General features: G+C 66.0%; 22 protein-coding genes. 7 read left to right on the forward strand and 15 right to left on the reverse strand.

The features are described from left to right. Positions 1-37: 37 nt before the first annotated feature. From pyrG to PTE31013_RS08770, 6 genes are all read right to left on the reverse strand, one after another. Positions 38-1696 carry a CTP synthase gene (gene pyrG, locus PTE31013_RS08745; protein ID WP_150612425.1) on the reverse strand — a complete coding sequence of 553 codons (1659 nt, stop codon included), beginning with the start codon at positions 1694-1696 and terminating at the stop codon, positions 38-40. Between the two features lie 186 nt (positions 1697-1882). Then, positions 1883-2713, reverse strand: coding sequence for an alpha/beta hydrolase (locus PTE31013_RS08750; RefSeq protein WP_150612426.1), 831 nt, complete (start codon positions 2711-2713; stop codon positions 1883-1885). A 340-nt stretch (positions 2714-3053) separates the two neighbouring features. Continuing rightward, entirely contained in the window at positions 3054-5960 is a 2907-nt protein-coding gene (locus tag PTE31013_RS08755) for a DNA internalization-related competence protein ComEC/Rec2 (RefSeq protein WP_150612427.1), read from the reverse strand. Positions 5961-6004: 44 nt separating this feature from the next. Next, positions 6005-6889 carry a TatD family hydrolase gene (locus tag PTE31013_RS08760; RefSeq protein ID WP_150612428.1) on the reverse strand — a complete coding sequence of 295 codons (885 nt, stop codon included), beginning with the start codon at positions 6887-6889 and terminating at the stop codon, positions 6005-6007. Between the two features lie 228 nt (positions 6890-7117). Continuing rightward, entirely contained in the window at positions 7118-7822 is a 705-nt protein-coding gene (gene lolD, locus PTE31013_RS08765; RefSeq protein ID WP_484555852.1) for a lipoprotein-releasing ABC transporter ATP-binding protein LolD, read from the reverse strand. 25 nt (positions 7823-7847) lie between these two features. Beyond that, the gene (locus PTE31013_RS08770) at positions 7848-9101 is read right to left on the reverse strand and encodes a lipoprotein-releasing ABC transporter permease subunit (RefSeq protein WP_150612429.1); all 1254 of its coding nucleotides are present in this window, start codon (positions 9099-9101) and stop codon (positions 7848-7850) included. Between the two features lie 207 nt (positions 9102-9308). Here PTE31013_RS08770 and PTE31013_RS08775 point away from each other — a divergent pair, with 207 nt between their 5' ends. Together PTE31013_RS08775 and recJ are read left to right on the forward strand one after the other, a co-directional pair. Continuing rightward, on the forward strand, positions 9309-10388 hold the full coding sequence (locus PTE31013_RS08775; RefSeq protein WP_150612430.1) for a regulator: 1080 nt from the start codon (positions 9309-9311) through the stop codon (positions 10386-10388). After that, entirely contained in the window at positions 10385-12082 is a 1698-nt protein-coding gene (recJ, locus tag PTE31013_RS08780; protein WP_150612431.1) for a single-stranded-DNA-specific exonuclease RecJ, read from the forward strand. Before PTE31013_RS08775 ends, recJ begins: the two co-directional genes overlap by 4 nt. 56 nt (positions 12083-12138) lie before the next feature. Here the strand turns inward: recJ and PTE31013_RS08785 are convergent, their stop codons facing one another. Then, positions 12139-13035, reverse strand: coding sequence for a LysR family transcriptional regulator (locus tag PTE31013_RS08785; protein WP_150612432.1), 897 nt, complete (start codon positions 13033-13035; stop codon positions 12139-12141). Between the two features lie 226 nt (positions 13036-13261). Between PTE31013_RS08785 and PTE31013_RS08790 the strand changes: the two genes are divergently transcribed. The 4 genes from PTE31013_RS08790 to lysS all read left to right on the forward strand — a co-directional run bounded on the left by PTE31013_RS08790 (position 13262) and on the right by lysS (position 16712). Then, on the forward strand, positions 13262-13483 hold the full coding sequence (locus PTE31013_RS08790; protein ID WP_150612433.1) for a hypothetical protein: 222 nt from the start codon (positions 13262-13264) through the stop codon (positions 13481-13483). An 80-nt stretch (positions 13484-13563) separates the two neighbouring features. After that, a protein-coding gene (prfB, locus tag PTE31013_RS08795) for a peptide chain release factor 2 (protein WP_150612434.1) occupies positions 13564-14668 on the forward strand; the annotation gives its coding sequence in 2 pieces (ribosomal slippage) (positions 13564-13644 and positions 13646-14668; 1104 coding nt in all). 3 nt (positions 14669-14671) lie between these two features. Next, entirely contained in the window at positions 14672-15151 is a 480-nt protein-coding gene (locus tag PTE31013_RS08800) for an Ivy family c-type lysozyme inhibitor (RefSeq protein WP_150612435.1), read from the forward strand. A 16-nt stretch (positions 15152-15167) separates the two neighbouring features. Next, on the forward strand, positions 15168-16712 hold the full coding sequence (lysS, locus tag PTE31013_RS08805) for a lysine--tRNA ligase (protein ID WP_150612436.1): 1545 nt from the start codon (positions 15168-15170) through the stop codon (positions 16710-16712). A gap of 36 nt (positions 16713-16748) precedes the next feature. Here lysS and PTE31013_RS08810 read toward each other — a convergent pair whose 3' ends face one another. Next, the gene (locus PTE31013_RS08810) at positions 16749-17351 is read right to left on the reverse strand and encodes a hypothetical protein (RefSeq protein ID WP_150612437.1); all 603 of its coding nucleotides are present in this window, start codon (positions 17349-17351) and stop codon (positions 16749-16751) included. 373 nt (positions 17352-17724) lie between these two features. Here PTE31013_RS08810 and PTE31013_RS08815 point away from each other — a divergent pair, with 373 nt between their 5' ends. Beyond that, positions 17725-18435 carry a glycine zipper 2TM domain-containing protein gene (locus PTE31013_RS08815; RefSeq protein ID WP_150612438.1) on the forward strand — a complete coding sequence of 237 codons (711 nt, stop codon included), beginning with the start codon at positions 17725-17727 and terminating at the stop codon, positions 18433-18435. A 108-nt stretch (positions 18436-18543) separates the two neighbouring features. Here PTE31013_RS08815 and iscX read toward each other — a convergent pair whose 3' ends face one another. From iscX to iscU, 7 genes are all read right to left on the reverse strand, one after another. Further along, a complete protein-coding gene (gene iscX / locus PTE31013_RS08820; RefSeq protein ID WP_017234969.1) occupies positions 18544-18735 on the reverse strand; it encodes a Fe-S cluster assembly protein IscX in 192 nt (63 codons plus the stop codon). Between the two features lie 53 nt (positions 18736-18788). Then, positions 18789-19130: an ISC system 2Fe-2S type ferredoxin gene (gene fdx, locus PTE31013_RS08825; protein WP_017234968.1), complete on the reverse strand. Its 342-nt coding sequence runs from the start codon at positions 19128-19130 to the stop codon at positions 18789-18791. 23 nt (positions 19131-19153) lie between these two features. Continuing rightward, a complete protein-coding gene (hscA, locus tag PTE31013_RS08830) occupies positions 19154-21031 on the reverse strand; it encodes a Fe-S protein assembly chaperone HscA (RefSeq protein ID WP_150612439.1) in 1878 nt (625 codons plus the stop codon). An 86-nt stretch (positions 21032-21117) separates the two neighbouring features. Next, a complete protein-coding gene (gene hscB, locus PTE31013_RS08835) occupies positions 21118-21648 on the reverse strand; it encodes a Fe-S protein assembly co-chaperone HscB (RefSeq protein WP_150612440.1) in 531 nt (176 codons plus the stop codon). Between the two features lie 198 nt (positions 21649-21846). Next, positions 21847-22092 carry a DUF3565 domain-containing protein gene (locus tag PTE31013_RS08840; protein WP_150612441.1) on the reverse strand — a complete coding sequence of 82 codons (246 nt, stop codon included), beginning with the start codon at positions 22090-22092 and terminating at the stop codon, positions 21847-21849. Beyond that, positions 22058-22381, reverse strand: a complete 324-nt coding sequence (gene iscA, locus PTE31013_RS08845) for an iron-sulfur cluster assembly protein IscA (RefSeq protein WP_150589542.1) — start codon at positions 22379-22381, stop codon at positions 22058-22060. The genes PTE31013_RS08840 and iscA overlap by 35 nt, the downstream gene beginning before the upstream one ends. Before the next feature lie 31 nt (positions 22382-22412). Next, on the reverse strand, positions 22413-22820 hold the full coding sequence (gene iscU, locus PTE31013_RS08850) for a Fe-S cluster assembly scaffold IscU (protein ID WP_150612442.1): 408 nt from the start codon (positions 22818-22820) through the stop codon (positions 22413-22415). Between the last annotated feature and the right edge of the window lie 15 nt (positions 22821-22835).

A 22835-nucleotide genomic window follows, 5' to 3' on the forward strand; every position in this document is an offset into this window, starting at 1 on the left:
GGGGACTCCTTGTGTCTCACTCGCTGCGGGCGGGGTCTCAGGCGGCCTTCTTGCGCGCCTGCTGACCAGCCAGTGCCGCCTCGACGTATGCCTTGAAGAGCGGATGGCCGTCGCGCGGCGTCGAGGTGAACTCGGGGTGGAACTGAACGCCCACAAACCACGGGTGCACCTGCTGCGGCAACTCCATCATCTCCGGCAGGTTCTCGGTCGGCGTGCGTGCCGAGATCACCATGCCGGCGGCTTCAAGCTGCGGGACATAATGATTGTTGACTTCGTAACGATGGCGGTGACGCTCATTGACCGTGTCGCCATAGATGCGCGAAGCGAGCGTGCCGGTCCTGACGGGCACGCGCTGCGAGCCCAGGCGCATGGTGCCGCCCAGATCCGAATTTTCGGTACGCTGCTCGATCTTGCCGTCGCGGTCCTGCCACTCGGTGATGAGCGCGACAACCGGATGCGGTGTCGACGGCTCGAATTCCGTGCTGTTGGCCTCGGACAGATTGGCGACGTCACGCGCGAATTCGATCACGGCGAGCTGCATGCCCAGGCAGATGCCGAGGTAGGGCACGCGATTCTCGCGAGCGTAACGAATCGCCTTGATCTTGCCTTCCGTACCGCGTCGACCGAAACCACCCGGCACGAGAATGGCGTCCAGATGCTTGAGCGCGTCCGTGCCGTCCTTCTCGATCTGTTCGGAATCGATGTACTCGATATTCACGCGCGTTTCCGTGTGGATCGCCGCGTGGCGCAACGCTTCGATCAGCGACTTGTACGACTCGGTCAGATCGACATACTTGCCGACCATGCCGATGGTCACGTCGTGCTTCGGGTTCTCGACGGCATGTACCAGGCGTGTCCACATGGACAGGTCGGCCGGCTTGGCTTCGATCTTGAGTTCGTCGCAGATGATCTTGTCCATGCCCTGGTCATGCAGCATCTGCGGAATCTTGTAGATCGTATCGACGTCCCAGACCGAAATCACGGCGTCCTGCGGAATGTTCGCGAACAGCGAAATCTTGGCGCACTCGTCTTCTGGAATCTGACGGTCGGCGCGGCACAACAGCACGTCCGGCGAAATGCCGATCTCGCGCAGCTTCTGCACGCTGTGCTGCGTCGGCTTGGTCTTGAGTTCGCCGGCCGTCGCGATGTACGGCACGAGCGTCAGGTGCACGAAGGCCACGCTGTTGCGGCCCAGGCGCAGGTTCATCTGACGCGCGGCCTCGAGGAACGGCAGCGATTCGATATCGCCGACCGTGCCGCCGATTTCGACGATGGCGACGTCCGGATGGCCGTCCCAGGTCGAACGCGCGCCGCGCTCGACGAACGCCTGAATTTCGTTGGTGATGTGCGGAATGACCTGAACGGTCTTGCCGAGATACTCGCCACGGCGCTCCTTGCGGATCACCGACTCGTAGATCTGGCCCGTCGTGAAGTTGTTCGCACGACGCATCTTGGCGCTGATAAAGCGCTCATAGTGCCCCAGATCGAGGTCGGTTTCCGCACCGTCCTCGGTCACGAACACCTCGCCGTGCTGGAACGGGCTCATCGTGCCAGGATCGACGTTGATGTAGGGGTCAAGCTTGAGGAGGGTGACTTTGAGGCCACGCGATTCGAGAATCGCGGCCAGAGATGCGGCAGCAATTCCCTTACCAAGAGAGGAAACCACGCCGCCCGTGACAAAAACAAATTTGGTCATCGCAGTAATTGCTCGCGGGAAAGCCGGATTATACCCGAAAGCCGCCCTGCCCTCGACGTGCGGCGCGGCAAATTTTGGCCTTGACAGGCACCCTGCGCACCGCTCCGCAGGGTCGGCGCGTCCCGCACGCCCGGGACGAATGCACCCGGCCCGGGCGGTGTGCGGCGCGAACGCCGTCCGGGTGTCTCAGGCGGCCAGCGAACGCCGGCGCTCGCCGCGCAGTTCCGCCAACATGTCGCGCACGGCGTTGGCCGTCTCCAGCGGCCGCTCCATCGGGAAGAGATGGGTTCCCCGCAGGTAGCGCAGATGCGTGCCGACGATGCGGCGCGTCGCCCCGATCCCGGCCTGCCGCAACTCGCGCGACTCGGTGCCGGCGAGAAAGCCGACCGGCACCGGCACGCCACGCATAGCGCGCACGGCGAGCCGCGGCGGCAGGGTCAGATAGATCCGATACTCGATGTCACGCGCAAACGCCAGGCGCCGGGCCTCGCCCTCGCCGGTCGGCATCGTGCCGCAGTCGATGTAGTCGCGCAGCACGTCCGGATCCCAGCCGGCGAATGCCGGCTTGCCGGCGAAATGTTGCCAGGCGGTTTCCCAGTCGGGCCAGTGATCGCGGCGCCGCTTGGTCACGCCCGCGGGCGACATGCGTTCGTACAGACCGGTGAGCAAGCCCAGGCGGAGCATTTGCGTACGCCAGCCAGGTGTGACGATGGGCGAATCGATCAAGACCACGCCGCGCACGGACTGCGGCGCCTTGAGCGCGGCCATGAGGCTCAGGAAGCCGCCCAGCGAATGCCCCACGAGCCAGACCGGCTCACCGCGATACTGGCGCGTGAGGGTATCGACCAGTTCGTCGCGCAGATAGCGCCAGCCCGGCGTGACAGGATAGTGCGGATCGTGACCGATGCGGTCGATGGCGCGAACGTCGTACTCGTCGGCCAACGCGCCCAGCAGCTTGCGGTACACGCCTGCGGGAAAGCCGTTGCCGTGCGAAAAATGAAGGATGTCTCTTGTCATGGCATTCGTTGTCTTGGCGAACCGGCCTTGTGCACAATGCCGTGACGCTGCCCGCCCGGCGGCTAAAGGGGACGACCGGAGGCAGCCAGCGGCCATCGCCGGGCATCGCCGCCCACCGGTGGCGATCGAGGGCAACCGGGGATTCGCCAGGCCCGCACAGCCCATGGTTGCCCTGACCCGCATCCAGCGGGTCGAGCCATGGGTCGCTCGCCGGACCATTCTAGCGAACCGCTCGTCGAGTGCCCGTAGAGGTTTCCATCGAATCGCGAAGGCCGCGACAGCCCCGCGAGCGCCGCCTGAAGCCCCGGAAAGCCGGGACGCCGGCCCGACCCCATCGTTTTCAGGACGTATCGGGACCTTGCGCGTGCCAGTAGCGTCGATGCTGCTCGCGGTACGACTGCGCCTCGATGCCGTCGCGCTTAACGGAAAACCGGACGCCCCCGTGCGTCACGCTTTGCCAGATCCGCGCGCCTGTTGCCCGATAGCGGGCCACGACCCCGGGCCTCGGATGTCCGAAGCGATTGCGGTAGCCCGCCTGGAACACCACGTGGCCCGGTGATACCGCCTCGATGAAGGCTGGCGTCGACGACGTCAGGCTGCCGTGATGGGGCGCCAACAGGATGTCCGACCGCAAGTCGGAACCGAATCGCGCCAGCATGCCTCGCTCCTGCGGTGCCTCGGCATCCGCCGCGAGCAGCGCGCTGTGCCGGGCGTTCGCGATGCTCAGCACACAACTGACGCTGTTCGGCCCGGCGCGGCCGCCCCAGCCGTCGCGCAATGCCGCCTGATCGGGGTGCAGGAAACGGAACGTAATGCCGTCCCATGTCCATTGCTGTCCGGCCAGGCACGTTCGATGTGTCGCCGCTGCGCGCCGCACGCCGTGCGGCGCCGGCAACGACGAGAACACCTGCGTCGACGGATACGCCCTCAGCACGCTCAACGCCCCGCCGAAATGATCATCGTGCGCGTGACTGACCACGAAACGATCCAGCCGCGCGACGCCATGCGCGCGCAGATAGGGAACGATCACGCGGCGCCCAGCATCGCTGTGACGCCCCAACGGCGGCCCGGCGTCGAAGAGCAGCGTACGTGTCGCCGTCTCGACGAGCACCGCATTGCCCTGCCCGATATCAAGCAGCGTGACGCGAAACTCCCCGGCCCCCGGGCGCGGCGACGACGCGAACAATGCCGGCCCGAGCAACGCGAAACCGGCGACGCGCACACCAGCGCGCCACGCCCTCGGTCGGCGCATCGCGGCAGGCAAAGGCATCAGGCAGGCCAACACGCCGCCGACGGCTGCCGCCTGCGCCCAGGCCGGCGCGACGGCGGCCCGCCACACGGCCCACGGCCACGCCGCCAGTGCGCCGAGCCAATCGGCCAGCCAGACCACCACGGTATGCGCTATCGCCAGTGCCCAATGCGCCAACGGCGCGGGCAACAACAGGCTCACCAGTGCCAGCGGGGTCACGATCAGCGTCATCACCGGGATGGCGATCGCATTCGCCAGCGGCCCCAGTAACGGCACCGCCCCAAACCATGCCAAGGTCAATGGCACGAGGCCTATCGTGACCGCATATTGTGCCCGCACCGCAGGTCCCAGACGGGCCAGGATCGCCGCTCGCCAGCGGCGGATCACGCCAGACTGATGCTCACGGCCCTGACGCTTGCCGTCCTGGCGCTCACGGCGCCGATGCCCACCGTCCTGACGTTCGCCCGGCTTGCGCTCACCGCCCCGACGTTCGCCAGACGGATACTCCTCCGGCAACGCGCGCCGAACGTCGCGCGATGCCGGTGGCGAACGCGTCGCCTCAGGCACACCGCGCCCAGGTGCCGTCGGCGGCGTCGCCCTCCGCCTGGCGGCCAGGACAAGCGCAGCGACCGCGCCAAACGAGAGCCATAGACCCGGCGTCACCACCGCCCAGGGATCCACGGCGACGACGATGGCCAATGCCCACGCCAGCCCATACGACGGCGCCGCCATACGGCCATTGAGCAAGGCGAAGACCAGAATCGCCACCATGCCGACGGCGCGCCGCACCGGAACCCCCCATCCCGCCACGGCCCCATACGCCACCGCCGCCAGCAGACCAGCGACCGCCGCAGCCTTTGGCGCAGGCCACCAAAGTGGCAAGCTGAAGTTCCGGCCGCAAGCGCGTCGCCACAGCGCGCCGACCAGCGCTGCAAACGCGCCCGCCACGAGCGACACATGCAATCCGGAGATCGCCAGCAAGTGACTCACACCGGTATCGGCAAAGACTTGCCAGTCATCGTCCGCGATATCGCCGCGCTCCCCCAGCGCCAGCGCGATCAAGACCCCGCCATATCGCGCCGACGGCCCCAGTCCAGCCCGAAAGTCGTCGCGCAGCCGTTCTCGCCACGCCACGAATCGATACCCCGGCATCGCCTCGGCCCGCAGACGAAGCGCGCCCTTCGCCCCCGCCCCACCCTCTCTGCCACCCGACGCCCGCACGTATCCCGTCGCGCGAATTCCACGCACCAGCGCCGCCAATTCGGCATCGGCGCCATGCCAATTCGCAAAACCTCTCGGCGCCTTGAGCCGCACCGGCAATCGCCACCGCTCACCCGCGCGCGGACGGTCAGCCACGCCCGCCTTCCCGCCCCGGTTCCGTTCGCCCCCCAATGGCGCGCGTCCCTGCCACACCAACTCGATGTGCTTCGGCACATGCCCCTGAGGGCAAGGCGCCGCGCTGGCTTCGGCATCGCGTCGCCTGCCGCGCACGTCAGACATCGAGCGCGCCATCGCCCTTACCGGCACCTCACATCCCGCGTGCATGACGTACGCGCGCTCCACATCGAACGCGAACCGCCATCCATCACCGGTCGAAGCGGGCAGCCCGGCAACAACGCCGATCACCGTCACATCGCGCCCTTCCAGTTCGACGCCCAGGCGATCGCTCAATCGCGCCTCCGCCCGAAGCGCCGCCCATGAGTATCCGAGGACGCCCGCACAAAGCGCCAGTACCGCCACCCCACCTCGGTGACGCCAGCGCTCGCCGGCGCGCGCGGCACCACGTGCAAGGCGAGTGCCGCCGTGGCGCGCCGTCACGCTTGCCCATGCCGCACCGGAATCGCGCCTTGCCACAAGCCAGATCGCGCAACCGGCGCACACGGCAAACACGCTCGCGACGACGCCGAGCGCCACACCGAACCCTCGCCCCCCAGGCAATACGGACGCCTGCTGCAACCACCAGACGCCAGCGACCCACGCGAGCAGCACAAGTCTCATGACGTCACCACGTCATGTATTCGCAACCGCGCAACGCCGCGCTGTCAGCGCGCGCGAAGGCCAGCGCTGTCGAAGATGTCGGGGATATCGGAGATAAGGGAGATAAGGGAGAGAGCGCCAGCCGGCCCGTCGTCAGGTGTCATGGCCATAGCGCCCGACAGACGCGGCAGCACCCGCCACGCGTTATGGCAAGTCGCTTGCGCCAGCGCCTCAGGCGTGAGACCGCGCAGATCCGCCAGCACCTGTGCAATGCGCGGCAACTCGACCGGGCTATTGCGCTGCTTGTAGCGCCACTGCGGCGCAATGTCGGGCGCGTCGGTCTCCAGCACGAGCGCCTCGAGCGGCATCTCCGCAGCGAGACGTCGAATCTGCAAGGCACGCTCGAAGGTCATCTGTCCGCCAAATCCCAGGCAGAAACCCCGCTCGACGAACTTGTCCGCCTGCTGACGGCTACCATTGAACGCGTGCGCGATGCCGCCGCGCGGCGTGAAGATGCGCAGTTGCTTGAGCAAAGCATCCTGCGAGCGGCGCACGTGAAGGATGACGGGCAAATCGAAGTCGCGTGCGATCTTCAACTGCTCGACATAGAAGAATTGCTGGCGTTCGGGGTCAAGCGTCGTGACGAAGAAATCGAGACCGATCTCGCCGATGCCAACGAAACGTGGATCACCCATCGCCCGCTCGACGGCACGGCGCAACGTGGCGATGTCCGCGTCGCGCGCACGCGGCGTGTAGAGCGGATGAATACCGAGCGCATAGGCGCCCCCGGGGATTGCGCGAGCCGCGGCCCGCGCCGCGTCGAACGTTGCACACGCAACGGCAGGCACCACGAGCCCCGACACACCGGCAGCAACGGCGTCAGCAATCACGGTCGCACGGTCGGCGTCGAACTCGGCCGCATCGAGATGGCAATGGGTATCGATCCACATGGTCAAAGGTCCTTGAACGTCAATTCTACGGGTCGATGACAAGGCTCGCACGTCGCTCTCGCCATGACCATCGGACGACACCGCGTTACGGTCTAGGACGTTGCCGAAATCGACACCGGCCGGCGCCTCGCGAAATGCGAAACGCCGGGGAAAACCCCGGCGTTTCGCTCACCTCGCCTTCATCTCACCGACCGCTCGCGCCAGCGCGCGAACACGCTCGCCCAACGGTCACGCTGGCTCCAGCACCCCTTCGCGCAGTCGCAAGGCGCGATCGCAGCGCTTCGCCAGATCGATATCGTGCGTCACGATCACGAAACTGGTCTTCAGCGTCTCCGACAATTCGAGCATCAGTTCGAACACGGTTTCGGCGGTATGCCCGTCGAGGTTGCCGGTCGGCTCGTCGGCCAGCACGCACGCCGGCTGCGTGACCAGGGCCCGCGCCATCGCCACGCGCTGGCGCTCGCCCCCCGACAGCTCCGACGGACGGTGCTTCATGCGCGAGCCGAGCCCGACACGCTCGAGCATGGCCTGCGCCACCGCGCGCGCCTGCTCGGTCGGCAACCGGCGAATGCGCAACGGCATTGCCACGTTATCGAGCGCCGTGAACTCGGCCAGCAGATGATGGAACTGATAAACGAAGCCGAGCGACTGGTTGCGCTGCGTCGTCTTCTCGCGCTCGCGCAACGACGAAAACGGCTTGCCGAGCAGCGACACCTCCCCGCGCGACGGATCGTCGAGCCCGCCCAACACGTGCAGCAACGTACTCTTGCCCGATCCGGACGCGCCGACGATGGCCACCTTTTCGCCGGGGGCCACCTCGAGGCTGGCGCCGTTCAGCACCGTCACATTGAGCTGGCCCTGACGGAACGTCTTGTGAAGATCGCGTGCGCGCAGCACCGGACCGTCATAAGCGAGGTTCGGCACACCGGCCAACGATGCTTTAGCGTGACTTTTAGCGTTACTCATAGCGCAGGGCCTCTGCCGGTTTGACGCGCGAGGCACGCCAGCTCGGATAGAGCGTCGCCAGTGCCGAGAGGATGAACGAAATCACCCCGATGCGGATCACGTCCGACGATTGCAGATCCGAGGGCAATTCGGAGATGAAATAGATGTCTTGCGGCAGGAAGTGAACGCCCAGCAAGTGCTCGATGAACGGCACGATGGTGCCGATGTTGACCGAGATCAGGCAGCCCAGCGCCACGCCGAGCAGCGCCCCGGCAAAGCCGATCGTCACGCCCTGAACGATGAATATCTTCATGATCGAGCCGGGCTGTGCGCCCAGCGTGCGCAGAATGGCGATGTCCGCATACTTGTCGGTCACCGTCATCACCAGCGAGGACACCAGGTTGAAGGCCGCCACGGCGATGATCAGCGTCAGGATGATGAACATCATGCGCTTTTCGGTCTGCACCGCGATGAACCAGTTCTTGTTCTGCTGCGTCCAGTCGCGCACCCACATATTGCCGGACAGTGTCTTGGCCAGCTCGCGCGCCACGAGCGGCGCCTGCTCCATGTCCTGGAGCTTCAGGCGCACGCCGGTCGGGCCATCGAGACGGAAGAGCGTCTCGGCATCGTGTAGATCGATGAGGGCCAGCGAGCTGTCGTATTCATAGTGCCCCGCAGTGAAGACGGCCACCACCGTGAACTGCTTTACGCGCGGCAGTACACCGGCAGGCGTGATCGTCCCCTGAGGGGCGACGAGCGTGATCTTGTCGCCGATGGTGACGCCGAGCGCCCGGGCCAGTTCGCGACCGAGCACGATGCCGAAGCTGCCCGGCGTGAGATTGGCGAGCGAGCCCGCGGTGATCTGCTTGCCGAGATCGGACACCTTGGCTTCCTCGCTCGGGACAATACCGCGCAACACTACGCCGCGCACGTTATCCTCGCGCGTGAGCATGGCCTGCTCGCCCACGTAGGGCGCGGCCGCGATCACATTCTTGTTCTGCAATGCTTCGGCCGCCGTGCGGTGCCAGTCGGGCAGATTGCCGTCGACCGCGAAGACCTCGATGTGCGCGAGCACGGAGAGCATGCGGTCCCGAACTTCCTTCTGAAAGCCGTTCATCACCGAGAGCACCACGATGAGCGCCGCCACGCCCAGCGCAATGCCGGCCATGGAGATGAAGGAAATGAAGGAAATGAAGCCGTTGCCGGATGATCGCTTGCCGGTGCGCGTATAGCGCCAGCCGATCTGCCATTCGTATGGGAATTTCAAACGGATTCCTGATTCTTGATAAGGATCGATCGGAGCCTACCGGCGCCAGTCTGCACCGGCGTCCAGCCCCCTTGGCACGACGCCGCCACCTGACCAGCCCGCGGCCTCCAGCCAGCCGCGGCCCGGCTCGACACACGGTACGTTCGGCGCCTGATGTCAGGGTCACCCAACTGCCAGCGCGAAGTTTGCCATACAATTCGCCTCGACATGGATACACCTGCCCTACACTTCCTCTTGCCGTTCGCGCTGCCCGCGTCGGCCCATTTGCCCGCACTGCTGGCTGAGTTGGAGTTGCCTGCGCTCGAAAAGTTGCTCGCGCGCGGCATCCAGACGGCGCAGGACGTACCGGCCGACCCGTTTGTCCCCACCCTGCCACATGAGCGCTGGCTGACCGAGGCGTTCGGCCTGCCCGGCGGGCCGTCGCGCGCCCCGCTCGCGCCGTTCATGCTGCTTGAGGACAGCGGCATGCTCGACACCCGGTTCTGGTACTGCGCGCAACCCGCGCACATCCACATCGCCACCGATCATCTGGTGCTGACCGATCCCGCCGAACTCGCGTTGAGCCCCGAGGCATCTGCGGCCCTGTTCGTCACCGCGCACGCCCTGTTCGCGGAAGTCGGCGGCGACTTGATCGCCCCGCGTCCGGACCGGTGGTACCTGAGCGCGTCGGCGCTGGGCGACCTGCTGAGCGCGTCTCCCGCACGCGCGGCGGGCCGCAACGTCGATATCTGGCTGCCGCAGGGCAAGGCCGAGCTGACGTGGCGCAAATGGCAGAACGAAGTCCAGATGGCCTGGTACGACCATCCGGCCAATCAGGCGCGCGAAGCCCGCGGCCTGCCGCCGGTCAATGCCATCTGGCTGTATGGCGGTGGCCAACGCATCGCCGCGCCGCGCCTGAACCGGCCTTGCGTGACGATCCTGGCCGACGCCCCCGCCACCCGCGGCCTGGCGAACCATCTGCAAATCGCGTTGCACGGCACGGACGCGGGCCTGGCCGCCGCGAACGGCCGGACATGCGTGCAGATCGACACGCTGACGCCTTATTTCCTGACGGAAGACTGGGCACGCTGGCGCGATGCCCTCGTCGAGATCGACCGCACGTGGCTGGCGCCAGCGCTCGCGCGCGTGGCCAAGGGCCAGGCCCGCGAAGTCTCGCTCACCCTGTGCGGCGACAGCCACAGCGTGACGATCCGCACGGGCGCCGCCGACCTGCGCAAGTTCTGGCGCCGACAAGCGCTCGCGGCCCGCATGGTGCCGCTCGCCCGGCTTGGCGAGGACGTCGCATGACCGACATCGTCACCCGCCATGTCGACGACGCGACGGCCGACGCCCTCTCGCGCGACGGCGTCCATCCGGTGCTCGCCCGCCTGTTCGCGTCTCGCGGCGTGGCCGAGAGCGCCGAGACTGAAACGGCGCTGGCACGTCTGATCCCCCCGACCCAATTGAAGGGTGCGCAGGACGCCGCCGCCTTCCTGGCCGACAGCATCGCCGCCGGCAAGCGCATGCTCGTGGTGGCCGACTACGATTGCGACGGCGCGACCGCCTGCGCCGTTGCCGTGCGCGGCCTGCGCATGTTCGGCGCCACGGTCGAGTACCTGGTGCCGAACCGCTTCGAGTACGGCTACGGCCTGACGCCTGAAATCGTGGCCCTGGCCGCGCAGGCCAAGGCCGGGCCGCCCGACGTGCTGATCACCGTCGACAACGGCATCGCCAGCCTCGACGGCGTGGCCGCCGCGCAGGCGCTCGGCATCGAAGTCGTGGTGACCGACCACCATCTGCCCGGCAGCGACTTGCCCAGCGCGCGCTGCATCGTCAATCCCAACCAGCCGGGCTGTGAATTCCCGAGCAAGCACCTGGCCGGTGTCGGTGTGATGTTCTACGTCCTGCTCGCGCTGCGCGCCGAGCTGCGCACACGCGGGGCGTTCGACGCGCGCGAGCAGCCGCGGCTCGACACGCTGCTCGACCTGGTCGCACTGGGCACGGTCGCGGACGTGGTCAAGCTCGATGCCAACAATCGCATCCTCGTTGCCCAGGGTCTCTCGCGCATGCGCGCCGGGCGCATGCATCCCGGCATCAACGCGCTCTTTCGCGCGGCCGCCCGCAATGCGCGACAAGCGGGCAGTTTCGATCTGGGCTTCGGCCTCGGTCCGCGCCTGAACGCCGCCGGACGCCTCGCCGACATGTCGCTCGGCATCGAATGCCTGCTGACGGACGACGACGCGCGCGCCTGGACGCTCGCGCAAGAACTCGATGCGATGAATCGCGAGCGCCGTGAGATCGAAGCGGGGATGCAGCAGGAAGCGCTGGCCGACCTGGCTCGCTTCGACCCTCGCTCCGCCACCACGCTTTGCGCGTTCAACGAGACGTGGCATCAGGGCGTGATTGGTATCGTGGCCGCGCGGCTCAAAGAGAAATTCTACCGTCCGACGATCGTGTTCGCCCCGGGCGACGACGGCCAGATCAAGGGCTCCGGCCGCTCGATCCCCGGCTTTCACCTGCGCGACGCGCTCGATCTCGTCACCAAGCGCGAACCGGGACTCATCGCCAAGTTCGGCGGTCATGCGATGGCTGCGGGCCTCACGATCGCACCCGACGCCCTGCCGCGGTTCCAGGCGGCGTTCGAAGCCGTGGGACAGGCATGGCTCGACGAGAAGACGCTCTCACGCGTGATCGAAACCGATGGCGATATCGGCGACGAATGCTTCGTGCCGCCGTTCGTCGCCCTGCTCGACGCGCAGGTGTGGGGACAGGGGTTCCCGCCGCCCGTGTTCTCGGGCGAGTTCGATGTACTCTCGCAAGCCATCCTCAAGGACAAGCACCTGAAGTTGCAGCTCGGTCGCGGGCGCATGCGCTTCAATGCCATCTGGTTCAATCACGCCGATACCTTGCCGAGCCGTGCACGATTTGCCTATCGACTGGCGGCTGACACGTTCAACGGGGTATCGCGGGTGCAGATGATCGTCGAGCACGCCCACGGCTGAGCGTCCGCAGTGGTATTCGCGGATGGCCGTGCCCGCTCGCATGGCATGCCCATCGACTACGTGGGCTGCGCCTCAGCGACGTATTCGTGCATCACGCGCAGGAAAGCTTCGCGCGCCGGATGCACATCCACAGCGCGATGGCGCACGAAGAAGTTGGGCACCGCGGCGAGATCCTCCATCGCGTGGCCGACGATGTTCGCCTCCTGCCGATAGCGCAGATAGATGCCGCGCGGCACGAGCGAGTAGCCGACGCCCGCGCCGACACACGCGACGATGGTCGCGTAGCTGCCATAGCTCAGGATCCGCCCCGGCGTCACGGCGTTCGCCGCCAGCCACTGCTCCATCGTGGCGCGATACGGGCACCCCGGCGGCCACATCAGCAGCGTGGCGCCCGACAGATCTGACGCGTCGTGCACCCGACCGGCCCGGGCCGGCGCGACCAGCACGATCGGCTCCCGATAAATCTCGTCGGCCACGACAGACGTCTGCGCCTGCGCTTCGAGACACGCCGTACCCGCAATCAACGCCGCGTCGACGCGGCCGTGCTGGATCTCGTCGAGCAGATTGAGCGACGTGTCGGTCACCAGGTTCAGACGCACCTTCGGATAAGCCGCATGAAACCGCGCGAGTACCGCAGGCAGGCGCGACGTCGCCGACGATTCGATGGCACCGAGCGAGAAGTCGCCGGACGGTTCGTTCTCCGGGTTGAGCGCCGCACCGGCCTCGCGCGCGAGGGCCAGGATCCGGTCCGCATAGCCGAGCAGCGTACGCCCGCTGGGCGTGAGTTGCAGGCGGCGTCCCTGCCGGTGGAACAGCTTGACGCCCACCGTGTGTTCGAGCGCCCGGATGCGTGCCGTCACATTCGACTGGACACAGTGCAGCGCCTCGGCGGCGCCGAGTACGCTGCCCTCATCGACAATGGCCTTGAAGGTCTGAAGTTGCAGAAAGTCCATACGCGTCTCCCTGGGGCCGGTCGTGGGAAGCAAGGGGGCAAGGGCGAATTCCGAACATGCTACGCGACGTGCGGCATCACTTCAATAATAGTGAACAGAACGGCCTCAATATTTCACTTTTTTAGTGCTTACGAACCGCATAAACTTCGGGTTATCCCTAGTGCGACGTCCGCCACGGCATCCCGCCCCCGGTCAGTACGCCGCCACTCCCGAAGGAAGTCACATCATGTCCCGCCCTCTGTCCGCCGCAGTCCACGTCAATGCCTCCGCGTCGGTGGTTGCCGCGTCGGTCACGCCGCTCGGCCTGTTCTTCCGCGCCATGGATCAATGGCGCCAGCATTACGAACAGACGCTTCAGGCGGAAGCCCTCGCCTCGTTCGACGACACCTCGCTCGCCGATGCCGGCTATGCGCGCGACGCCTTCGGCCTGCGTCACGCAGCACGCTGAGGGAACCCTGAAATGTAGGGGAATGGGGGCTTCGCTGCGCTATAATTGCGGTTTTCCCGAATTCGCAACCGTCATAGCTCATGGAAGCCGAACGCCTCAACGCACTTGAATCCCTGCTCGCCGACCTGCGCACCCGCGTTGGCGAGCTCAGGGGGTATCTTTGACTTCGATGTCAAGCAAGCCCGCCTGACTGACGTCAACAAAGAACTCGAGGACCCCAACATCTGGAACGATTCCAAGCGTGCGCAGGCGCTGGGCAAGGAAAAGAAGGCGCTCGACAGCATCGTCACCAACCTGACCGCCCTCGACGCCGGCCTTTCCGACACGCAGGAACTGTTCGAGATGTCGCGCGACGAGGGCGATGAAGACTCGTTGCTGGCGCTCGAAAGCGACACGCAGGGTCTCGCGGCTCGCGTGGGCGAGATGGAGTTCCGCCGGATGTTCAACAACCCGGCCGACCCGAACAACTGCTTCATCGACATCCAGGCCGGCGCCGGCGGCACCGAGGCCAACGACTGGGCCGGCATGTTGCTGCGCCAATACCTGCGCTATTGCGAACGCAAGGGCTTCAAGGCCGAAGTGCTCGAAGTGTCGGACGGCGATGTCGCCGGCATCAAGAGCGCCTCGCTGAAGGTCACTGGCGACTATGCCTACGGCTATCTGCGTACGGAAACCGGCGTGCATCGTTTGGTGCGCAAGTCGCCGTTCGACTCGTCGGGTGGCCGCCACACATCGTTCGCCAGCCTGTTCGTCTACCCGGAAGTGGATGATTCGATCGAGATCGATATCAATCCGGCTGACGTGCGCACCGACACGTATCGCGCCTCCGGTGCGGGTGGACAGCACATCAACAAGACCGACTCCGCCGTCCGTCTGACGCACATCCCGACGGGCATCGTCGTCGCGTGCCAGAACGACCGATCGCAGCACCGCAACCGCGCCGAAGCATGGGACATGCTCCGCTCGCGCCTGTTCGAACACGAGATGCGCAAGCGGCGTGCCGAGCAGGACAAGCTGGAGTCGAGCAAGACCGATGTGGGCTGGGGCCATCAGATCCGCTCGTACGTGCTCGACCAGTCACGCGTCAAGGACCTGCGCACCAGCGTGGAAACCGGCAATACCGGCAAGGTACTCGACGGCGACCTGGACGACTTCATCTCCGCGAGTCTCAAGCAGGGAGTGTAAGGAATGGCGTTTGTCCGCACGCTTGCCGTGTGGGTGGTGAGCGCGCTGTGCCTGCAGCGCGCCGCCGCTGCTGCGCCGGCCAGTACACCGGGCGCGCCGGGGGCAAGTCCCGAGACGGGACCGTACCTGCACGAATTGCTCAAGCGCCCGGATTTCTCGGGGGCCTATGCACGCATCATCGCGCCACGCAATATTCCCGCGTGGGTGCGTCAGGGCGGGACATCGACGCCGTCGCAACGCGTGAGCGTCGCCGGCAAGCCCTGGTTGCTGGTGCAAAGCTGCAAGCCGCACGATTGCCCGAGCGAGTATGTCCACATTTTGTATGAGCCGCGCTCACAGGCGATCGCGGCGCTGTTCGTGCGAGACCCAAGTGCAGCGGCCAATGCCGGACCGCATCGGGACCGCACCGAACTGATCTGGCTGGGCGCGCCCGACGGCGCGCTCAAGAATGCCCTGCTGCACACGCTGCGTTTTACCGAATAACCTCATCGCTCGCATCATGACCGATCAAAATACTCCGGCCCATACGGGCACCCCGGCTGGCGACCTGCCGCACGACGACAACAAGCTCATCGCGGAGCGTCGAGACAAGTTGCAGGCACTGCGTGCCAATGGCGTGGCGTTCCCGAACGACTTCCGTCCCGAGCAGCACGCCGGTGACCTGCAGGCGCGCTACCAGGACGTGGACAACGAAGCGCTCGAAGCCGAGCCCGTCCCCGTGTCGGTGGCCGGTCGCATGATGCTCAAGCGTGTGATGGGCAAGGCCGCCTTCGCCACCGTGCAGGACGGCAGTGGCCAGATCCAGTTCTTCATCGGTCGCGACGACGTCGGCGCCGAGGCCATGACCGCCTTCAAGGGCTGGGACATCGGCGACATCATCGCCGCCCACGGCAATTTGTTCCGAACGCGCACCGGCGAACTGTCGGTCAAGGTGACGGAACTGCGCCTGCTCGCCAAGGCGCTGCGCCCGCTGCCGGACAAGTTCCACGGCCTGTCCGACCAGGAAACGAAGTACCGCCAGCGCTACGTCGACCTGATCACCTCGCCCGAGACGCGCAGCACGTTCCGCGCCCGTGCGAAGGCCATCGCCTCGATGCGCAAGTACATGACGGACGCCGACTTCATGGAAGTCGAGACACCGATGCTGCACCCGATTCCGGGCGGCGCCGCAGCCAAGCCGTTCATCACGCACCACAATGCGCTCGACATGCAGATGTATCTGCGTATCGCCCCGGAGCTGTACCTCAAGCGCCTGATCGTCGGCGGCTTCGAGCGTGTGTTCGAGATCAACCGTAACTTCCGCAATGAAGGCGTGTCGCCGCGCCACAATCCGGAGTTCACGATGATGGAGTTCTACGCGGCCTACACGGACTACCGTTGGCTGATGGACTTCACCGAAGCGCTGATCCGCAACGCCGCGGTCGACGCGCGCGGCACCGCGACCATCGAGTACCAGGGCCGCGAACTGGATCTGGCCAAGCCGTTCCACCGCCTGACGATCGTCGAAGCGATTCGCAAGTACGCCCCCGAGTACACCGACGCGCAACTGGCCGATATCGAATTCGTGCGCGGCGCGCTGGGCAAGTACGGCGTGAAGGTCGACGCACCGCAGTTCAAGAACGCCGGCCTTGGCGCGCTGCAACTGGCCCTGTTTGAAGAGACGGCCGAAAGCCAGCTGTGGGAGCCGACCTTCATCGTCGACTATCCGGTGGAAGTCTCGCCGCTCGCGCGCGAGTCCGACACCGTGCCGGGCATCACCGAGCGCTTCGAGCTGTTCATCACGGGCCGCGAGATCGCGAACGGCTTCTCTGAGCTGAACGATCCGGAAGACCAGGCCGCACGTTTTCGTGCGCAGGTCGAACAGAAGGACGCGGGCGACGAAGAGGCCATGTACTACGACGCCGATTACATTCGCGCGCTCGAATACGGCATGCCCCCGACGGGCGGCTGCGGTATCGGCATCGACCGTCTGATCATGCTGCTCACCGACAGCCCGAACATTCGCGACGTACTGCTGTTCCCGCACCTGCGCCGCGAAGACTGAGCTGATTAGAACGCTTGAAAGGCCGGCCTGGAACGCTCAGAAGGCCGGAACGCCGCGATAGGCGGACGGCCACTCCCCATCGAGCCGCAACCAGGTGCGGGCGATGGGGAGAATCGCACCGCTCGCCGCCCCCTCGACCAATTGCCGCAACGCGAGCGATGACAACGTTTTGGCGTCGGTCGGAAACGCAAGCAACAACGTGCGATTGACGGCGACGGCCGCAAAGTCCGTCACCTCGAAATGCTCGACCATCGACTGGTAGAGATTCCCCAGCACCAGGCCGCCGGCCGGTGCCATCCAATTGCCACGACAGCCGCCGACCGGCGTGCCGTCGTCGAGCCGCGCAATACCAAACTCGAAGTGACGCGCCGTCCATGCGCGCGAGAGGTTGGAGGCGGCTTGCGCAAATGCCACCTCGAACGTCAAGCCGGCCGCACCTAAATCCTCGCCCTGCAGTCGACGCAGCCCCGCCGGGCCATCGAGCACGAGCGTCACGAAGACGTCGTCGGAAAACGGCTCACTGACCTGCCCTTGCGGATCATGCACGTCGACCCACGCGCGTTGCACTACGTACGGATAGAGGTACCGGTGGCTCGCGGCGTCGAGCGGAGTGTCCAGCGGCGGCAGCGTATCGATCATGGCGTTGGGGCGAGTCGGCAAGAAGGACGTTGACGGGCAGTGCGTGCCATTATGCCCGCGTCATCCCTGCGTGCCCAGCACACGCATCGCGCCCTCCGCCGTCCTGCGCAACTTGTTTCATTTGTTAGGACAACCCCGCGCGAGCGTGACGCAGCGCGCCATCAAACGACAAAAATCGTCATATTTTTCATTGACTTACACAAAAACCAACGGCGCCCCGTCCAGCGCCGGTGCGGTGCACATCTTACATCGCGTTACACAATGAAACGGATGCCACGCTTGCCATGACGGAAACTTTGCTCATGCGAAACCTCCCGTGCATGTCCGCACGCAGAAAGGGGGTCGCGACAACCGCACGATGGAGAAAAACCACATGGATAACGATCTTCAACCGCGCCGCATGCATCCGCTGGTCGCTGCCGCCGCCGGCAGTATCGTGGTCGTCAGCCTGCTAGGCGTTGCCGCCATCACGGGCGTGCTCCCTGTCGCCAAGAGCACCGACGGCCCCACACCGACCGTCGATCATTCGCAATACGCGCTGACGTCGACGCAGGCGCCATCGTCCAATGCAATGCGCAGTCCACAGGCGCCAGAGGGACAACAAACCTCGCCGCAGGCCCAGCAGGCGCAATACGCTGCGCAGCAAACGCAATACGCACCGCAACGCCCCCCGGCGCAACGGGCCCCTGCCCCGCAGCCGTCGTATGCACAATCCTCGGCACCCCCGGCTCAGCGCCAGGCCGCAACGTGCTCGACGTGCGGCACCGTGCAGTCGGTGGAGCCGATCAGCACACAAGGCCAGGCCTCAGGCCTGGGCGCCGTCGGCGGTGCCGTCGCGGGCGGGCTGCTCGGCAACCAGTTCGGCGCCGGTAACGGCCGCACGGCGATGACTGTGGTCGGCGCACTGGGCGGCGGCCTGGCCGGTAATGAAGTCGAGAAGCGCGTTCGCTCCGAGACGGTTTATCGCGTCTATGTGCGCATGGATACTGGCAAGACGCGCTACTGGACGTATCAGTCGGCACCGGGCGTGCAACCGGGCGATCGCGTGAGGCTTGAGAACAACGGGCTGGTGCGCGCGGGATAAGCGCCACCCCGCCGGTGCTGCGACTGACCTCGCGTTAACGAAAAAGCCGCTCTTCACGAGCGGCTTTTTCGTCTGCCGAATCGCCGCGCGCCATGCGCGATCGCCAGGTCAGACCTCGTCGATCCATGCCATCTGAATCGCTTCGAGCACCTTCTCACCCGCACGGTCGGGCGCATCGTCGAAGCCGTCTAGCGCCATCACCCACTGATGCAGGTCGGTAAAGCGCACATATTGCGGGTCGATGTCGGGATGTGCCTCGGTAAGGGCAATCGCGATGTCCTGAATGTCGGTCCATTTCATGGGCAGGCTCCTCTTCTTCTGACGTGTCACCACGCAACGCCACACGGCGTCGCTCAGTGACTTTCCTTGGCGTGGTTGATCGTGTACTTCGGAATCTCGACGACCAGATCGGTGTCGGCGGGCATCTTCGTCTGGCACGACAGGCGCGACGTCGGCTCCAGGCCCCAGGCCTTGTCGAGCAGATCCTCTTCCTCGTCTTCGGCCGGCTCCAGCGCCTCGAAGCCCTCGCGCACGATCACGTGACACGTGGTGCACGCGCACGACAACTCGCACGCGTGCTCGATTTCAATGCCATTGTCCAATAACGCTCTGCACACGGTGGTACCCGTCGGAACGTCCAGCACCGCGCCCTCTGGGCACAGCTCGACGTGAGGCAATACAACGATTTGAGGCATGGCTTTGGCTTTCCGTGTGTGTTTTACAGTTTGTCGATGTCCGCCACGCGCCGGCCTGCCAGCGCTGCGCGGATGCTCTTGTCCATGCGGCGTGCGGCAAACGCATCGGTCGCGTGCGAGAGCGTTTCGGTCGCCGTCTTGATGGCGAGCTGATCGTCGCCGGACGCCTTCTGGCGCAAGTCGGCCAACAAGCCGTCGATCTGCGCGCGCTCGTCGGCATCGAGCAGTTCCGGGTCGGCCTGCAAGGCGCTGTCGATGGCCACCAGCAGACGCTCGGCTTCCACTTGCTGCTCGCGCAGCGCGCGCGCTCGCATATCCGCCTCGGCCGAGCCGAAGCTGTCCTGCAGCATCCGCGAAATATCGTCGTCCGCCAGACCGTACGACGGCTTGACTTCGATGGAGGCTGCCACGCCCGAGTGCAGTTCCTGCGCGGAGACGGAGAGCAGCCCGTCCGCGTCGACCTGGTACGTCACGCGAATACGCGCCGCGCCGGCCGTCATCGGCGGAATGCCGCGCAACTCGAACCGGGCCAGCGACCGGCAATCGGATGCCAGCTCGCGCTCGCCTTGCAGCACGTGAACGGCCATCGCCGTCTGGCCGTCCTTGAACGTGGTGAACTCCTGCGCACGCGCCACGGGAATCGTGGCGTTGCGCGGAATGATTTTCTCGACGAGGCCGCCCATCGTCTCGACGCCGAGCGACAGCGGGATCACGTCGAGCAGCAGCCAGTCGCCACCTTCGGCCTGGTTGCCGGCCAGCAGGTTGGCCTGTATGGCGGCGCCGAGTGCCACCACCTGATCCGGGTCGAGATCGGTCAGCGGTTCGCGCCCGAAGAAGCTCGCCACGGCCGCGCGCACTTGCGGCATGCGCGTGGCCCCGCCGACGAGCACAACGCCCTTGACGTCTTCCGGGCCCATGCCCGCGTCGCGCAGCGCCTTGCGCATCGGGCCGATCGTGCGTTGCACGAGCGGTGCGCCCAGCGCCGTGAATTGCTCGCGCGTGAGGGCCAACGCGAAATTGCGTCCACCGGACAGCGGGAGTGCGATCGTTGTTTGCGCGGCGTCGGTCAACGCTTCCTTGGCGGTGCGCGCGTGATCGAGCAAGCCGCGCACGTCCTCAGGCGTGAGCGAGGCCGCGTCGAGACCGGCCGCCGCCACCGCCCAGCGGTAGATCGCCTGATCGAAGTCGTCGCCGCCGAGCGCGGAATCGCCCCCCGCCGCGAGCACTTCGAACACGCCCTTCGTCAGGCGCAGGATCGAAATATCGAACGTACCGCCGCCCAGATCGTAGACCGCGTAAAGCCCTTCCGCCGCATTGTCGAGACCGTAGGCAATCGCCGCCGCCGTCGGCTCATTGAGCAGGCGCAGCACGTTCAGGCCGGCCAGACGCGCGGCGTCCTTCGTGGCCTGACGCTGCGCGTCGTCGAAGTAAGCGGGCACGGTAATCACCGCGCCCACCAGATCGTCGCCGAGCGTATCTTCGGCGCGCTGACGCAACGTGGCGAGAATTTCGGCGGACACTTCCACCGGGCTCTTGACGCCACCGGCGGTCGTCATCTGCACCATCCCTGGCGCATCGACGAAATCGTATGGCGCGTTGTCGGCATGGGCGACATCGGCCAAGCCCCGGCCCATGAAGCGCTTGACGGAGACGATCGTGTTGCGCGGATCGCTGGCGGCGGCGGCACGGGCGTCGTAGCCGATCTGGGTGCGGGGACCGCCCAGATAGCGCACGACGGACGGCAGCAGCACGCGGCCCTGTTCGTCCGGGAGCACTTCGGCCACGCCGCTACGTACGGAGGCCACGAGCGAATGCGTCGTGCCCAGGTCGATGCCCACGGCGAGCCGCCGCTGGTGCGGCGCGGGGGACATGCCGGGTTCGGAAATTTGCAGAAGGGCCATGACTTTGCAATGCGGGCGACGCGCTCGCGCGCGCACCCTGTTCTCAAGCAGTTCTCAATGACATGTGACGGCGCCGCACCGGGCCGTCACGCGTTTTCCAGCATTTCGATGCGCTGCGCGATGTCGTCGTCGGCGCGCGCAATGAACATCAGTTGCCGCACGGCTTCGGCCGCCGGCTGCCACGCGTGGCTCTCCAGCCAGTCGCCCAGCTTGGCGAGCCGCACACGCCGATCGTCGCGCAACGACGTGGCAAGCGCCTCCAGAGCGCCAATATTGCGCGCGGCAACGGCGTCGTCGATGGCTTCACGCCACTCCATCTGCTGCATCAGGAAATCGGGGGCCATCGCAGTGTTGTTCTCCGCGCCCACATCGATGCCTTGCAGCGTGAGCAGGTACGTCGCGCGTTGCAGCGGGTCGCGCAGCGTGCGGTAGGCCGCGTTCGCCTGCGCGGCCCATTGCATGGCCACGCGGCGCTCGGCATCGCTCGCACTCGCGAATCGATCCGGATGCACGCGTGATTGCACGGCCCGGTACGCGGCGTCGAGCGCCTCGCTGTCGAGCGCAAAGCGCTGCGGCAGATCGAACAGCGTGAAGTAGTTGTCAGTCAATGCACTCATCGCGCACTCATCATCCATCTCGGGCGTCGATGGCATGGCGCGTCGCGTGCTTCGCGCCATGCCATCCGCCTTCGGCCCGTAAAAAAAGCGGCTCGCGCCGCCTGGTTGCCTACGCTGCTGCTGTGCTGCCGAACCGTTCGCGTATCCGGCGACCGATCCAACGGCCACGTCTGCCGCCGCCGTACGGAGGCGCCCGCCTCATGCATCGGGCGGCTCACCACGCTCGCATTTGCGGCAGCGCAACTGGCGACCGACCATCGCGTCGCGGCCCGCCGCGCTTTGCGTCCACGTCCGGATCTGCCACGGGGGAAGATGCCGGACATGTTGCCCGTGCCCGCACGCCAGCCGCGCGACCCATTGGCCTTCGTCGTCCTGCCGGAACCCGACGATCTCACGCAACGGCGCGGCGTCAGATGCGGAACGACTCGCCGCAGCCGCACTCATCCTTGACGTTCGGATTGTTGAAGCGGAACCCTTCGTTCAAGCCTTCGCGCGCGAAGTCCAGCTCGGTGCCGTCAATGTACGGCAGGCTCTTCGGATCGACGATCACCTTCACGCCGTGGCTCTCGAAGACCGTATCCTCGCCCGCCACTTCGTCGGCGTATTCCAGCTTGTAGGCCAGGCCCGAGCAGCCGGTCGTCTTCACGCCCAGCCGCAGGCCCACGCCCTTGCCGCGCCGCGTCAGATAACGCGAAACGTGCTGCGCGGCCTTCTCGGTCAATGTAATGGCCATGGTTGCCTGATTCCTTTATCCGTCGTGCCGCTCAGGCAGCCTTGGCCGGCTCGGCCGCCTGGCCGTGCTTCTGCTTGTAGTCGGCCACGGCGGCCTTGATGGCGTCTTCGGCCAGGATCGAGCAGTGAATCTTCACCGGCGGCAGCGCCAGTTCCTGCGCGATCTGCGTGTTCTTGATATCGAGCGCCTGATCGAGCGTCTTGCCCTTGACCCACTCGGTAACCAGCGACGACGACGCAATCGCCGATCCGCAGCCGTAGGTCTTGAACTTGGCGTCTTCAATCACGCCGGCTTCGTTTACGCGAATCTGCAGCTTCATGACGTCGCCGCAGGCCGGTGCGCCGACCATGCCCGTGCCGACGGCATCATCGCCCTTTTCGAATGAACCGACGTTGCGCGGGTTCTCGTAGTGATCCAGAACTTCCTTGCTATAAGACATGGCTAACTCCTTGAA

This window comes from Pandoraea terrigena (assembly GCF_902459705.1).
GTDB classification, from domain to species: domain Bacteria; phylum Pseudomonadota; class Gammaproteobacteria; order Burkholderiales; family Burkholderiaceae; genus Pandoraea; species Pandoraea terrigena.